The organism is Ruegeria sp. BB7 (genome assembly GCF_056539365.1).
Window position 1 is genome coordinate 191,314 of the sequence record NZ_JBQFUV010000002.1, and the last position, 14,825, is coordinate 206,138.

14 protein-coding genes are annotated in these 14,825 nt (G+C 56.7%); 6 read left to right on the plus strand and 8 right to left on the minus strand.

All coding sequences use genetic code 11. The features are described from left to right. Positions 1–224: 224 nt before the first annotated feature. Positions 225–1,415 (minus strand): phosphoglycerate kinase, encoded by a 1,191-nt coding sequence (locus tag ACR0D7_RS06040; RefSeq protein WP_480678171.1) that lies wholly within the window; start codon positions 1,413–1,415, stop codon positions 225–227. Between the two features lie 135 nt (positions 1,416–1,550). Here ACR0D7_RS06040 and ACR0D7_RS06045 point away from each other — a divergent pair, with 135 nt between their 5' ends. Together ACR0D7_RS06045 and ACR0D7_RS06050 are read left to right on the plus strand one after the other, a co-directional pair. Further along, positions 1,551–2,057 (plus strand): peptidylprolyl isomerase, encoded by a 507-nt coding sequence (locus tag ACR0D7_RS06045; RefSeq protein WP_170572265.1) that lies wholly within the window; start codon positions 1,551–1,553, stop codon positions 2,055–2,057. Further along, positions 2,050–2,598: a peptidylprolyl isomerase gene (locus ACR0D7_RS06050; protein WP_480678172.1), complete on the plus strand. Its 549-nt coding sequence runs from the start codon at positions 2,050–2,052 to the stop codon at positions 2,596–2,598. The genes ACR0D7_RS06045 and ACR0D7_RS06050 overlap by 8 nt, the downstream gene beginning before the upstream one ends. A 43-nt stretch (positions 2,599–2,641) precedes the next feature. Here ACR0D7_RS06050 and aqpZ read toward each other — a convergent pair whose 3' ends face one another. From aqpZ to ACR0D7_RS06080, 6 genes are all read right to left on the minus strand, one after another. Continuing rightward, positions 2,642–3,328, minus strand: coding sequence for an aquaporin Z (gene aqpZ / locus ACR0D7_RS06055; RefSeq protein WP_480678173.1), 687 nt, complete (start codon positions 3,326–3,328; stop codon positions 2,642–2,644). Positions 3,329–3,452: 124 nt separating this feature from the next. After that, entirely contained in the window at positions 3,453–4,262 is an 810-nt protein-coding gene (locus ACR0D7_RS06060; RefSeq protein WP_480678174.1) for a M90 family metallopeptidase, read from the minus strand. Between the two features lie 97 nt (positions 4,263–4,359). Continuing rightward, on the minus strand, positions 4,360–4,860 hold the full coding sequence (locus tag ACR0D7_RS06065) for a bactofilin family protein (protein ID WP_480678175.1): 501 nt from the start codon (positions 4,858–4,860) through the stop codon (positions 4,360–4,362). After that, on the minus strand, positions 4,850–6,175 hold the full coding sequence (locus ACR0D7_RS06070) for a DUF5930 domain-containing protein (RefSeq protein ID WP_480678176.1): 1,326 nt from the start codon (positions 6,173–6,175) through the stop codon (positions 4,850–4,852). Before ACR0D7_RS06070 ends, ACR0D7_RS06065 begins: the two co-directional genes overlap by 11 nt. A gap of 181 nt (positions 6,176–6,356) precedes the next feature. After that, the gene (locus ACR0D7_RS06075) at positions 6,357–7,172 is read right to left on the minus strand and encodes a ferritin-like domain-containing protein (RefSeq protein ID WP_480678536.1); all 816 of its coding nucleotides are present in this window, start codon (positions 7,170–7,172) and stop codon (positions 6,357–6,359) included. 84 nt (positions 7,173–7,256) lie between these two features. Then, positions 7,257–7,718 (minus strand): peroxiredoxin, encoded by a 462-nt coding sequence (locus tag ACR0D7_RS06080; protein WP_480678177.1) that lies wholly within the window; start codon positions 7,716–7,718, stop codon positions 7,257–7,259. A 49-nt stretch (positions 7,719–7,767) separates the two neighbouring features. Between ACR0D7_RS06080 and ACR0D7_RS06085 the strand changes: the two genes are divergently transcribed. The 4 genes from ACR0D7_RS06085 to ACR0D7_RS06100 all read left to right on the plus strand — a co-directional run bounded on the left by ACR0D7_RS06085 (position 7,768) and on the right by ACR0D7_RS06100 (position 14,332). Further along, complete coding sequence (locus tag ACR0D7_RS06085; protein ID WP_480678178.1) at positions 7,768–11,169, plus strand: YhdP family protein; 3,402 nt, start codon at positions 7,768–7,770, stop codon at positions 11,167–11,169. A 43-nt stretch (positions 11,170–11,212) separates the two neighbouring features. Further along, positions 11,213–12,259: a tRNA preQ1(34) S-adenosylmethionine ribosyltransferase-isomerase QueA gene (queA, locus tag ACR0D7_RS06090; protein ID WP_480678537.1), complete on the plus strand. Its 1,047-nt coding sequence runs from the start codon at positions 11,213–11,215 to the stop codon at positions 12,257–12,259. A 112-nt stretch (positions 12,260–12,371) separates the two neighbouring features. Continuing rightward, the gene (locus ACR0D7_RS06095; protein WP_480678179.1) at positions 12,372–13,643 is read left to right on the plus strand and encodes an MFS transporter; all 1,272 of its coding nucleotides are present in this window, start codon (positions 12,372–12,374) and stop codon (positions 13,641–13,643) included. Positions 13,644–13,753: 110 nt separating this feature from the next. Continuing rightward, positions 13,754–14,332 carry a DUF924 family protein gene (locus ACR0D7_RS06100; protein WP_480678180.1) on the plus strand — a complete coding sequence of 193 codons (579 nt, stop codon included), beginning with the start codon at positions 13,754–13,756 and terminating at the stop codon, positions 14,330–14,332. On the opposite strand, the gene ACR0D7_RS06105 is transcribed toward ACR0D7_RS06100, so the two are convergent. Continuing rightward, entirely contained in the window at positions 14,329–14,763 is a 435-nt protein-coding gene (locus ACR0D7_RS06105) for a hypothetical protein (RefSeq protein WP_480678181.1), read from the minus strand. The two genes, ACR0D7_RS06100 and ACR0D7_RS06105, sit on opposite strands and share 4 nt — an antisense overlap. Between the last annotated feature and the right edge of the window lie 62 nt (positions 14,764–14,825).

Here is a 14,825-nt window from a genome sequence, read left to right on the forward strand (position 1 = left end):
AGCATCTGACCGCACTATGTCACAGGTGATTCGGCTTGTGAATCCCTTGATTCGCACTTTTTAAAGTTTGTTATGGGATGGAGTGCGCGGCTCGCGATTTCCAATTTTATGTGGTGCAGAAAATTGGTTTCGAGCTGTGTTTGCCCTCCGCAACTGTATTGTGCTGCGGAAAACTTGGGGCTCAGAATGGATATCAGCGCGGGCATGAGGCCAGGTGGCGCGCACTAGCCCTCCAACGCGGCGACACCGGGCAGGGCTTTGCCTTCCATCCATTCAAGGAACGCGCCGCCTGCGGTCGAGATGTAGGAAAAGTCCTTGGCTGCCCCGGATGCATTCAGCGCCGCGACCGTGTCGCCGCCGCCTGCGACCGAGGTTAGCTGGCCAGAACGTGTCAACGTGGCAGCTTTCAACGCTGCAGCATTGGTGGCCGCATCGAAAGGTTCGATTTCGAAAGCGCCCAGCGGGCCATTCCAGATCAAGGTTTGGCTTTTGGCGAAAATGTCAGTGATGGCTGCAACGCTTTCCGGTCCGGCGTCCAAGATCATGCCGCTTTCGGTGCATTGGTCGGCGGGCAAAACCTGATGGGGGGCGTTTGCCTCGAACTTGTCCGAAACCACGATATCGGTGGGCAGCACGATAGTGCAGCCCGCGCTTTCCGCCTTGGCCAGGATTTCGGCTGCTGTATCTTTCATGATGCGCTCGGCCAGCGATTTACCGACATTCAGGCCTTTTGCCACCAGGAAGGTGTTGGCCATGCCGCCGCCGATTACCAGATAGTCTACTTTGTTGATCAAGTTACCCAGCAGCTCTAGCTTGGTTGATACTTTTGCACCTCCTACAACGGCCGTTACCGGGCGTTTTGGTGCACTCAGTGAACCTTCCAGCGCCTCAAGCTCTGCCTGCATCAGGCGACCGGCACAGGCGGGCAGCAAGCGAGCTATGGCCTCGGTCGAGCTGTGCGCACGGTGCGCGGCTGAGAATGCGTCATTGCAGTATACGTCACCCAATTTGGCCATACCTGCCGCCAGATCAGCGTCGTTCTTGGTTTCGGCTGCATGAAACCGGGTGTTTTCCAGCAACAGCACCTGACCGGGTTTCAGGGCGTGGGCGGCCAGATCAGCTTCGGTTCCGACGCAATCGGCGGCAAATAGAACTTCGGTGCCAAAGGCGGCTTCAAGCGTGGGGATCAGTTGTTTCAGCGACAGATTCTCGCGACGCTCACCGCCTGGGCGTCCGAAATGGGCCAGCAGGATAGGTTTACCCCCGGCAGCCAGAATATCTTTGACTGTTGGAACGATGCGCTGAATCCGGGTTGCGTCGGTGACAACCCCATCAACGATTGGCACATTGATATCGACACGCACCAGTACGCGTTTGCCATTCAGGTCCATGTCGTCAAGCGTTTTCCAGCCCATCGCGCTATCCTCAGATTGTTTCAATCGGTTTAGGCGGTTCTTTTCCTGCATTTTGCCTTCAGGTCAATGCGTCACTTGGCATTCATGCGCATGGCGAATAGGTATTTGCGCAAGACTAAATGACAGGAGGGCCTCATGGCCGAGATCAAGGATCCCGAAAACACAATCATCGTCGAGCTGAAAGACGGTAAAGTCGTAATCGAACTGCTGCCCGACGTGGCGCCACAGCATAGCGCACGGATGAAAGAGCTGGCGCGTGGCGGTGAATATGACAACGTGGCTTTTCACCGGGTGATTGACGGCTTTATGGCCCAGACCGGCGACGTGCAGCACGGCGACATGGAAGACGGGTTCAACATTCGCATGGCAGGCACCGGCGGCTCGTCGCTGCCGAATGTTCCCGCAGAGTTCTCGAAGCTGCCCCATGATCGCGGCACACTGGGCGCGGCGCGTTCGCAGAACCCTGACTCGGCCAACTCGCAGTTCTTTATCAACTTCAAAGACAACCACTTCCTGAACGGCCAGTACACCGTTTACGGTCGCGTGATCGAAGGTATGGAGCATGTGGACGCCATCACCCGCGGTGAGCCGCCTGCGAACCCGGATCGCATGATCAGCGTGAAGGTGGCGGCCGATGTATAAGCTGGCTACCGCTTTCGCCCTGTTGGCCAGCCCGGCGCTGGCCACCGGGCTTCAGATCGAGATCGAAGGCGAGGGTGCCAACGGCACCGTCACCGTCGACCTGTTCGAAGATCTCGCCCCGAAACATGTCGAGCAGATCAGCACTCTGGCCGCTGAAGGCAAATATGACGGGGTAGTTTTCCACCGTGTGATCGACGGCTTCATGGCGCAGACCGGAGATGTCGAGTTTGGCCGCATCGGTGGCGACATGCGCCGTGCCGGAACCGGAGGGTCGAACCGACCCGATCTGCCGGCTGAGTTCTCGGACTACAACTATGACCGCGGTGTTGTAGGCATGGCGCGGGCACAGGACCCCGACAGCGCGAATTCGCAGTTCTTCATCATGTTTGAACCTGGTCCCTTCCTGAATGGCCAGTACACTGTCGTCGGTCAGGTTACTGAAGGCATGGATGTGGTGGATGCCATCAAGCGAGGCGATGGCCCGAACGGAGCCGTCATAGGACAGCCGGACGTGATGAAAAAAGTCACTGTGACAGAGTAAATAGTAAGCCCCGATGCGAAAATGCTTCGGGGCTTATTTAGTTTCAGTCGTCACCCATGGCCATCCAGATCAGCGCGCCTATGGCCGCGCCGATGAGTGGGGCGACCCAGAACAGCCAGAGCTGACCAAGGGCCGGAGCATCTGCAAACAGGGCCACACCTGTGGACCGCGCCGGGTTGACCGATGTGTTGGTCACCGGAATCGAAATCAGGTGAATCAGAGTCAGGCATAGGCCAATGGCAATCGGAGCGAACCCGTCAGGTGCAAAGTTGGATGTTGCGCCAAGAATGACAATGATGAAGAACGCGGTCATCACGATTTCGATCACCAAGGCGGACATCATCGAATAGCCTTCGGGCGAGGCTTCTCCGTAGCCGTTCGAAGCGAATCCGCCGACGCCTTCGAAACCGGGCGCGCCGCTGACGATCAGGTACAGAACAACCGCGGCGGCAATTGCGCCGATCACCTGCGCGATCCAATAGGGGATCAGGTCTTTTGCCGGAAACCTACCGCCGATCATCAGGCCGAGACTTACCGCCGGGTTGAAATGCCCGCCCGAGATATGTCCGACCGCATAAGCCATGGTTAGAACTGTCAGGCCGAAGGCAAAGGAAACACCCAGCCAACCAATGCCCACATCGGCAACTCCTGCGGCCAGAACTGCGCTGCCGCAGCCGCCCAGCACCAGCCAGAACGTGCCGAAAAACTCGGCCATTAGTTTTGATGACATGAAAAACCCTCCTGAAAACACTGATTTAAGAATAATTCAAAAATTACATTTTGTGAAACGGCGGGGCGCGGGGAAATTCTATGTGTCTTATTAAGGAGTGAAACGCTGGATTTTCGGGGCGCAGCTAACGCCAGTTGACTGGATCCAGCCGAAACAACTCTGACAATTGCTCGTACACTTCAGGCACGGCAGATTTCAGCTGTTTTGGTTGTTCAAAAAACACCTCGACCGAGACAGCGAAAAACTCTTCATGGCCTACTGCACCATAGGGATCAATAACGGTGTGCTGGCCCTGTTCGACGGCTTTCACATGGGCGTCGTAAGCAGTCAGAAAGACGCGCTCCCATTCGGCAAAGCTCTGCCCGTCGCTCAGAATCGGAACGCCGTTGGTGCCGCCGGAAAGGTCATCGACCTGATGCGCAAACTCGTGCAGAACGACATTCTGCCCGTCATGGTCGTTCGCCGCTCCTTGTTTACTGTGCCTCCATGACAGAATCACTGGCCCGCGATCCCAGCTTTCGCCGGTGCGCACGATTTCCTTCTCGCTGATGACATAGCCATCCTGCCGGCGCTGGCGCGACTTGAAGGCATTGGGGTAGATGAGGATCGTTGTCAGATGATCATACCAGAGGTCACTGTTCACCAGCAGCAGGCTGGCCTGCGCTGCGATGGCCAACTCCATCTCCTCTGTGACTTCCAACCCGTCGCAGCCGTGGAACTGCACCTGGTTCAGAAACAGGTTCACCTTGCCGTCCAGCTTGGCGCGCAGGTCAGGGGGCAGGCGGCGGATCAGTGGCACCTGTTGTTCGATCACGTTGCGCTGGTGGTCGGTCAGGGGCGTGGCCAGCAACTCTTGCCGCGCCTGTGACTTGGACCAGTAGCGGTACAGAAAAAAGCCCGCGATCAGCAGGAGGATCGAGAAAAAGATCAGCATGTCAGAACCCTATACCGACCGGTCCCATCGGCAAGAGTAAAAGAAAAACGCCGCAGGGTGACCCGCGGCGTTTATGCATTCGGATATCAGGTCAGCGTTACTGCTTGACCTCGGCCGCCGGGTTGGCGCCGGCTTTGGCGCTGCGGCCCGGGTTCAGCGGATCGTCCTGACGCTGCACCGAACCTTCGAAATGCGCACCGCTTTCGATGGCGATGGTCTTGTGAATGATGTCACCTTCGACGCGTGCGGTCGAAGTCAGGCGCACTTTCAGACCACGCACGCGGCCCACGATGCGACCGTTGATCACGACGTCATCTGCGGTAACTTCGCCCTTGATTGTGGCGGTTTCACCGATGGTCAGCAGGTGCGCACGGATGTCGCCTTCTACAGTGCCTTCAACCTGAATGTCGCCGGTGGTCTTCAGATTGCCTGTGATGTGCAGATCCGAGGACAGAACCGATGCCGGAGGCTTGGGCTTGGGCGCGGTGCTGGCCTTGCTTTCCGATGGTGCCGGGGCCGCAGGAGTCGCCGGAGCGGCGGGTTTTGCCGTCTCGGGTGTCGTCGACGCGGGCTCGTTTATTTTGCTCTTAGAAAACATTTCTCGCAGCCTTGATGTAAGTCATTGGATTTTTAGGGACACCGTCGACGCGAACTTCATAATGCAGATGCGTGCCGGTAGACCGTCCGGTGCTACCCATATCAGCAATATGATCCCCGCGCGAGACCCTTTGGCCAACCTTGACCCGGATCTTGGTGTTATGAGCGTAAAGTGTCTCAACACCAAAGGCGTGTTTGATTTTTACCAGCCTGCCAAAACCGGATTGCCACCCTGCATGCGTCACTACACCGTCTGCAGTTGCATAGATGTCGGTGCCGTGGGCGCCTGCGAAATCGGCGCCGTTATGCATGCGTCGGCCGCCGGTCTTGGGATCCCGGCGCGTGCCGAAGCCGCTGGTAAAACGGACAACGTCACGCACCGGGCTGGCAAAGGGGGCCTTTTCGGCAGCAATGCGGTATAGGTTCAACTGATCCATCTGCTGCAGCAGTACATTGGCGCGGATTTCGTCGGGGGTCAGGTCCTCACCGCGCGTGCTGAAAGAGATGGGTGTCAGGGGCCCGCCCATACCGCTGTAACCGCGGCGGACCTCTTCAATAATACGGTCAGTAGGCATTCCGGCCTGGCGGAACATCTTGTCCAGTGGCTCGACTGAGATCACCATCGCCTCTTCCAATTGGCGGAAGATCTCGTCGCTGCGTTCCTGCAACAGCCGGATTTCCAGCTCAAGCTCGTCACGTTGTGCCAGTGCATCCTGTGCGTCAGAGGCGATCTGGTCGCGTTGAGCGGCAGTCCGGGTCAGAGCCTCGGTCATGAAATTCATCTGCTCGGGATCGGCCGCAGCGGTCACGTACACGTCGCCGTCAGTTGTTTCACCCTGCATGCCTGCCAATTCGGTGCGGGCCTCTTCACGCTGCTTCATGGTGGCGCGCAAGGTGGTTTGAATCACCTCGATACCCGTCTCCAGCTCGCGGCGGCGGTTCTCCGAGGCCAGAAGTTCCGATTGCATCGCTGAAATCTGTTCCAATGCCGCGTTGAACCTGTCTTGCGCGGCCAGCGCTTCCTGAGCGCGCGCATCGCGTTCAGCCGACAGAATATTCAGGCGTTCCTGATACGTCGCCTGATCCCGTTTGGCCTGCTCGCGGAAGTTGCCCGATCCGATACTGTCCATCAGTAGGATCGCTGTGGAAACAGCCGTCCAGCCAATAATCACTGCAACCCCGGCCACAGCAGCCACCTGCGTTTCCGAGCTGAGCCGGATGAAACGCGTATCGTTGTCAGATTTCAGAAAAACCCGGCGCTCCGGGAAATGCCGTTCAAGCAGTGAGTGTAGTTTTATTGCCAGACGGGTTCGCACGCGCCTATACCTCTCATCCCCAAGATATCGGGATCGGTCGTGAGTGATCGCCATCCCTTGGGCGCACTGCATAGAGGGCGCATGCTAATTGGGCAAGTTTGTTAACTAGTTCACACATAAAACCTACTTTTTCCCGCCAATTCTCGGCGAGAATTTGCCGATAACGTCAAGTTGAGCGCGTTTATTGCGGGGTGCCCGGCGGCGGCAGGTCTTCGGTCAGGGGCCAGTAAAAATCGGGTGGCAATCCGGCTTCGGCGCGTTTTTCCTCGTTGAAGGGTGGTTTCAGAACGCCGTGGAAATACCGCCGGACCAATTGGTGGAATACATCCTTGGGGTCGGCATTCTCGCGGCCACACAAAAAGTGGAACCATTTTGAACCATATGCGACATGGCCGACTTCTTCGGCGTAAATGACCTCCAGCGCTGTGATGACCTGTTCTTCCTTGGCTTTTCGGAATATGTCGATCATCCCCGGCGTTACGTCCAACCCGCGCGCCTCAAGCACCATGGGCACCACGGCCAGACGGCCCATCAGGTCCTCGGCCGTGTCTTCAGCCGCACGCCACATTCCAGCATGGGCAGGCAGGGCGCCATAGTGGCTGCCCATGGCTTCCAGACAATCGCAGACCATTTCGAAGTGACGCGACTCTTCTTCGGCGCATTTGACCCAATCGTCATAGAACCCGATCGGCATCGGCACGTGACCAAAGCGCGCTATAATATCCCAATGCAAATCCACCGCGTTCAATTCAATATGCGCGACGGCATGCAACAGGGCGATCCGCCCCGCTTCGGTTCCGGGTTTCCGTTTTGGAACTTCGCGCGGAGATAACAGTTCAGGCCGTTCGGGGCGCGAAGGTTGCAGCGGAGGAGATGCGTTGCCGACCTCTATTTCAGGCCCTTCACCCTTGCGGGATGCAAACCACGCAGCGGCATGCCGTTTTGAAAGGGCGGTCTTTTCCCGCCCATTCGCCGTGGTCAGTACTTCGGTCGCCATCTGGGTTAGCGTTTTGGACACCAGGTTTCTCCGCCTAAATGATTGCGCGGGTCTTAGACCGGATGGTGCCCGTGGTCGAGAGGGTCACAAGGCGAGCACGGCCTCAAGCACCTCTTCCACATGACCGGGCACTTTGACCTTGCGCCAGACCTTGGCAATCTTGCCGTCGCCGTTGATGATGAAGGTCGAGCGTTGGATCCCCATCGACTTACGCCCGTACATGTTTTTTTCCACCCATACGCCGTAATCCTCACAAACAGTCGAGTTTTCGTCCGACAGCAGCGGCGTTGTCAGGTTGTGCTTGGCGACGAATTTATCGTGTTTGGCCACACTGTCGCGCGAGATGCCGAATACTTGAGCGCCTGCATCGGCAAAGTCTTGAAGTTGTTCCGAGAAACCGATGGATTCCTTGGTGCAGCCCGGCGTATCATCACGGGGATAGAAGAACAGAACCACGATGCCACCGCGCAGGTCTGACAGGGTGACCTCACCATCTCCGTCGCGTGGCAAAGTGAAATCAGGGGCGATGTCTGAAACGTCGGGCATTGGAAACTCCGCTGAAGCTTTATAGGGCTGCCCGTCATCATAGGGCGGCATGAGCGGGTTGGAAGGCGTGGATCGAAAATTGGCGCAGCACGAGGAAAAAAGTGCGACCCAGCCGGAGGAACCTCCGCGTCGTCGTCGCTCGCGCCGTCGCAAAGCTGCGCATTTTTCCGGGTGGACGATATTATCCCTAGGTCTGCTGGTGTTTGCAGGCTGGTTCTTTTTGTTCGGTCAGAACGTGCATGCGCCCGAATGGCTGCGAAAGAGGGTTGAGCATCGTCTTGAGCAAAGCCTTGGTGGCCTGCAATTCCGGTTTGGTGACGCCAGCTTTATTGTAAATGAAGACTGGCGCCCCCGATTGCAGCTGATGGACGTTACGATCAGTGACGCAGCGGGGCAGCAGATTGCTCAGGTCTCGGAACTGCAGACCCGGCTATCCATGCGTGGATTGCTGCGGGGGAAAATTCGGCCACGGCGTATTCTCCTACGCGATGCGCAATTCGCTTTGACCCGTGGACTGGATGGTGCGCTGACGCTAACGGTTGGGGCGGGCAGCGCCCCGGTGCAAAAGGCGCCGGATTTGGCGCAACTGATCGAACATTCCGACGACGTATTTTTGTCGCCCATCCTGTCGGGATTGCGGTCGGTAGAGTTGGAATCCTTGACGCTTGATTATCAGGACCTGCGACTTGGCAGGGCCTGGGTTTTTGATGGCGGCCACATAAGAATAGATCGCAGTGGTGATGAGATGCGGCTGGCCACTGGATTTTCCGTACTGACCGGGCGTGACTACGCCAGCACGATCGAGGCCAACTACACCAGTGTATTGGGTACACCTCAGGCCGAGTTCGGTGTTTCGATCACCGACTTGCCTGCTGAAGATATCGCCAATCAGAGTGTCGCGCTGTCGTGGATGCAGGTTCTCAAGGCTCCGATTTCCGGGGCATTAAGGGGCAGTGTCAATGACGACACGACGCTTGGCCCGCTATTTGCCACGCTGAATCTTGGTTCGGGGGTGGTTCAACCGACACAGGAAACGCGCCCGATCCCCTTTGAGTCAGCCAGCACTTATTTCACCTATAAGCCCAGCTATCAGGTGCTGGAATTCAATGAGATATCAGTGGTTTCGGCTTGGGGCGCCTTTCAGGCTGAAGGTAAGGCGTTTTTGCATGGTATCGAAGACGGTGTGCTGGATAGCCTGACCTCTCAGCTGAGCCTCAACAATATTAACATCAATCCTGCAAATTTGTTCCCCGAACCGCTGGATCTGGCACGTGCCAATCTGGATTTTCAAATGAAACTTGCCCCGTTCGAGCTTCATTTGGGGCAAGTGATGGTTGAAGATTCAAATTACCGTCTATTGGCCTCGGGTACGTTGCTTGGTGAAGCAACTGGGTGGTCCGCGCAATTGGATGCGCATTTAGACAGTATGAACGCAGACCATCTGCTGAATTACTGGCCTGAACGACTGGCCTCGAAGCCGCGGAAATGGGTGGCGGAAAACCTGTTTGAGGGAGAGTTTTCAGATATTGATTTTGCGTTGCGCCTAAAGCCGCGTGCCAAACCCGATATCTATCTGGATTTTGGTTTCGACAAAGCCAAGATCAGGTTCGCCAAGACCCTGCCACCAATCGAAAATGCACAAGGCCAGGCCAGCTTGATTGGTCAACGTTTCACGGCCACGGCAGAATCGGGCCATGTTGTCGCCGATCAGGGTGGCGCAATTGACGCCTCTGGTACGTCGTTCATCATCCCCGATACCAGCATCAAAGGCGTGTCCCCGTCGATCACCCGGATTACGGCCAAGGGCAGTGTAACTGCGGCCATGTCTCTGCTCGACCGACCTCCGCTGCAATTGTTGGCGAAGGCGAATTTGCCGGTTGATGTGGCGAACGGGCAGGTGGCCCTGTCGGGAACACTGGCTCTGCCGATGAAAAAGGGGCTGAAGTTTGAGGAGACTCAGTTCCACTTCCTTGGCGAAATTGACAACGTTCAAAGTGACAGGCTTGTGCCGGGTTTCTCGGTCAGTGCCGACAGGTTGACGCTTGAGGGTGACCAGACAGAGGTTGAGGTCGAAGGCCAAGGAAATTTCGGTGATGTCCCGCTTCGGGCAAGTTGGCGGCAGCCGATAGGAGGTCGTGAACCCCAGCGCAGTGAGCTGACAGGACAGATTGAACTGTCGCCCCGTCTTATGGCTGAACTGAAGGCTGGCCTGCCGCAAGGGATGCTGACGGGTAAAGGCACGGCAGATATTGCGCTGGGCATTGGTGCAGGCGGGCCACCCAAGCTTACGGCAAAATCCGACCTTGCGGGAGTCGTTCTGGCTATCCCTGAACTCGGTTGGAGCAAGGCAGCGGGAACAACCGGAACAATGACGGTTGACGCAACATTGGGCGACGCCTTGCGCGTGGATGAGCTCCGGTTGGATGCGGCTGGATTACGAACCTCTGCGTCAATTTCGTTCAACGAGGGGAATTTCGACCGTGTGCTTTTTAGTTCATTCGATCTAGGTGACTGGCTGGCAGTTCCTGCCGAACTGGTCAATACCGGACGGGCTGTGCCTGATATTCGTGTGTTGGGCGGAGTAATGAATCTGGGCCGCGCAACCTTTGGTAGTGGTAGTGGCGGTGGGGGCTCTGGCACGGGGCCTCGGATGGACGTGACGCTGGATCGCCTACAAGTGACTGAAACCATTGCGTTGACTGGGTTCAAAGGAGCATTCCAAACTACAGGAGGCGTCAATGGTGCCTTTACGGCCAGCGTCAATGGCGGTGCCGCCGTTCGCGGGCAGGTCTCTCCGCGTTCGGGCCGCAGCGCGGTGACGCTGACGTCGGGCGATGCGGGAGAGGTCTTGCGGTCGGCGGGCCTGATCACTCAGGCGCGGGGAGGGGCGTTGAACCTGCAATTGGAACCAGTGGCCGGTCCGGGTAATTACGACGTCAACGTGAAGATCACCAATACCCGCATCACAGACGCCCCAGCCATGGCAGCCTTGCTGGACGCTATCAGTCTTGTAGGTCTGTTGGATGAAATGACAGGGCAGGGCATCTTTTTCTCTACGATCGAAAGCCGGATGCGCATAACCCCGACCGTTATCAAGGTTCTCAGCGGCAGCGCGGTTGGCCCGTCCATGGGGCTTTCCTTCGATGGCACCATCGACACGGTCGCCGGAATGCTGAACCTGCGGGGTGCCATTTCCCCGATCTATCTGGTGAATGCAATTGGCAGTGTCTTTACTAAGAAAGGCGAAGGCGTCATCGGGTTCAACTACACCCTGACCGGCCCGCTGAAGCAGCCGAAAGTTTCAGTGAACCCGTTGTCCGGCCTTGCACCGTTGTTCTTGCGCAACCTGCTAAGAGCCCCAGCGCCTACGGTGTCTGATGGCCCCAACGCGCAGCCCATCAAGCCGGATGAACCCACACGAACCTTCGGCGCACCTAAATCGAACCGGTAAACGTGCTGTGGCCGAATCTGCCAAGGCGCTGTATGGCGCGGCCATGAAACTCAGCGATTTTGATTTCCACTTGCCCGAAGACCTGATTGCCACACGGCCCGCGAGCCCGCGGTCGTCGGCTCGACTGCTGGTGGCCAATGGTGACGCGTTGTCCGACGCGCATGTGTTTGATCTGCCCGATTGGCTGCAACCCGGTGACCGGCTGGTGTTGAATGATACCCGTGTGATCCCGGCGCGTCTGAGCGGGCGTCGGCACCGCGACAGCGCCCAAGGGCCGGTGGCCGCTGCGATTGAAGCAACATTGTTGGAGCCGCAGGCCGACGGCACATGGAGCTCGCTGATCAAGCCTTTGAAAAAGGTCAAGATTGGCGAAACGATCGTATTCTCTGACGATCTCGGTGCTACGCTGGACCGGATTGAAGATGGACAGGCCTATCTGCGGTTCAACCTTACGGGCGACGATTTCGACGCGGCGCTTGAGCAGGCAGGCGCGATGCCTTTGCCACCCTATATTGCTGCGAAACGCCCGGCGGACGAGCAAGACAAGACGGATTATCAGACCATTTGGGCGCGTAACTCTGGCGCAGTCGCGGCCCCGACGGCCTCGTTGCATTTCGACGATGCGCTTATGCAGGCGCTTTCGGCGCGCGGGGTAACGCTCAGCCATGTGACCCTGCATGTTGGTGCGGGTACGTTCCTACCGGTCAAGGTCGAAGATGTGACCACTCACAAGATGCACGCCGAGTGGGGGCGGGTCAGTGCTACCGCAGCCGAAGAAATTCGAGCGACCAAGGCCGCAGGCGGACGGGTCATCCCGGTCGGAACAACAGCTTTGCGCCTGATCGAAAGTGCGGCGCGCTCTGGACAGATCGAACCGTGGGAAGGTGACACAGATATCTTCATCTATTCGGGTTTCGAATTCCACGTGACCGACGCCTTGATGACCAATTTTCACCTGCCGAAATCCACCTTGCTGATGCTGGTTTCGGCCCTGATGGGACAGGGTCGGATGCGCGAAGTATATGCGCATGCGATTGAACGGAAATATCGGTTCTTTTCTTACGGTGATGCGTCGCTTTTGATCCCATAAAAGGCGCGTTGTCGGGATCGTTCTATGTCATTGTCGTAGACAAGCATGACCAGAGCCGTTTTCCATATCAAAACGAATCCATAGTTCAGGTCGGCATTTTACGGAGGCCCCAATGATTCAGGTCCTATCCAGCGCGTGGGCTCTTCTTCTCGGTATGGGCCTGCTTATGGTCGGTAACGGCCTTCAGGGTACGATCCTAGGTGTTCGGGGTGAGATCGAGGGCTTTTCGACCCTAGAGATGTCGCTCGTAATGTCGGCCTATTTTATGGGTTTTCTGGGCGGTTCACGCCTGGCACCCGAGATGATCCGGCGTGTCGGACATGTCCGGGTGTTTGCTGCACTGGCTTCGTTCATTTCAGCCGTTATGATCATGTACCCATTGATGACCAACCCGGTTGTCTGGATTTTGGGGCGCGTCTTGATAGGATTCTGCTTTTCCGGCGTGTACGTCACCGCGGAAAGCTGGCTCAATAATGCAGCCAGTAACGAGAACCGCGGACAGGCCCTGTCGCTTTATATGATCTTCCAAATGACAGGGATTATCAGCGCTCAGGGACTGGTGCTGTTAGGCGACCCGGCTGGATTCGATACCTTCGTTATCGCGTCCATTCTGGTTTCAGTTTCTTTTGCGCCAATTTTGCTGTCGATCTCGCCAACGCCCGCGTTTGACACAACAAAACCGATGACCTTGCGCGAATTGTTCAATAGCTCTCCGCTTGGCTGCGTAGGTATGTTCCTTCTGGGCGGCGTATTCTCTGCGCAGTTCGGCATGGCTTCGGTTTATGGAGCGCGCGCGGACCTGACGCTGGTTGAGATTTCGACCTTTATCGCAACTTTCTATATCGGCGCCTTGGTGCTGCAATACCCGTTGGGCTGGATGTCAGATCGCATGGATCGCCGCTTTCTGATCATGCTGGTTGCCGGGGTGGGAGCTTGCGCTGCTGTGGTGGGTATGCTGTTTGGGGTCACTTTCCCGGTCCTCTTGGGCGCGGCCTTTTTTATCGGTGGCATGTCAAACCCGCTTTATTCGCTACTGATCGCGCACGCGAACGACTTTCTCGACCACGAAGACATGGCTGCTGCTTCGGGCGGGCTGTTGTTCATTAACGGGCTTGGCGCCATTGCAGGGCCACTCATCACCGGTTGGCTTATGGGAGATGCCATCTTCGGTCCGCCGGGCTTCTTTCTGTTCATCGCCGCTCTGTTGGTCACGATGGCTGTCTATGCGCTCTACCGTATGACACAGCGCGCCGCGATCCCGATCGATGAGACGGGTACCATGTCTCCGGTCTATCCAACGGCCTCTCCGGTTGCCTTCGAAGTTGCGCAGGAAGTGGCCATCGAAGCCGCCGAAGCCGAGCAGGAATCGCAAGATGTTGCCTAAGACACACGATTATGTCGCCAATGTTGCAATTTTTTACTGTAACAAATCTGTAAAACAGCATTTAATACTCCTACGTGCCTGGGGAGGGCAACACGACGGAGTTTAGGGCAATGGTAAGTCCTGAAGAAGTATTGAGTTTTTGGTTAGATGAGATTGGTCCCAAGGGATGGTATCTACAAGATGATGCCTTGGATGCCGAAATTCGCGAAAGGTTTTTGACAACCTGGGAGGCCGCGAGTGAAGGAAAGTTTTCCCTTTGGATGACCTATCCTAGCGGCGCACTTGCTTACATCATCCTAATGGATCAATTTCCGCGTAATATGTTTCGTGGCAGTGCTAAGGCTTTCGCTTCTGACAGGGCGGCACTTTCGGTCGCAAAGTGTGCGGTGGACAAGGGTTGGGATCTGAAGATTGACGAACCTGCCCGGCAGTTCTTTTACCTGCCGATGATGCATTCGGAAAATCTGTGTGATCAGGAACGCTGTGTGCGTCTGATGTGCCAGAACATGACAGGCAGTGATCAAAGTAACCTGTTGCATGCACGGGCGCATCGCGAAGTGATCCGCAAGTTTGGCCGCTTCCCCTATCGGAACGAGGCGCTTGAGCGTCCGATGACCGAGAACGAAGTAACCTATGTGAATATGGGTGGTTACGGCGCCACTGTTCGCGAGCTGCAGGCTGCCGGTTAAGTAGACGGCTCGCACCCCCTGATTGCGATTATGCGGTCGGCAATCTCGTCGGCCGTTTTTTCAATTGCACTGTTTATTAGCGCGTCAGGAGACTCCGTGATCTCGGAAATGCGGTTTTGAGTATCCTGCATCTTTTGCTCCAGTTGATCCAGCTTAGCCAGCGCAGCAAAAACTCGCCCTGCTGTGGCGCTGTCGGTGAGGCCGCCGTTCGCTTGAATGCTGGAAAGATCGCTGCGCAGAGCCGTCAACTCACCCCGAACACCTCGAATTTCTTCCTTTAGTGGCGAGACGATCTGAACCTTTTCCGCAAAGGAAGTGGTGATACCTTCCACAGTCGACGCCAGCTTCCACCCCAGAAACAAACAGAGAGCAACCAGAATAAGAGTGGCGTTCAACAGGGCAAGAAACAGATCCTTAAGTGTATTGGCCATGATAACCCTTTCAAATGACTTGTGTTTGGGAAAGAGCGGGTGGGCTCGGTAACTTGGTTCTA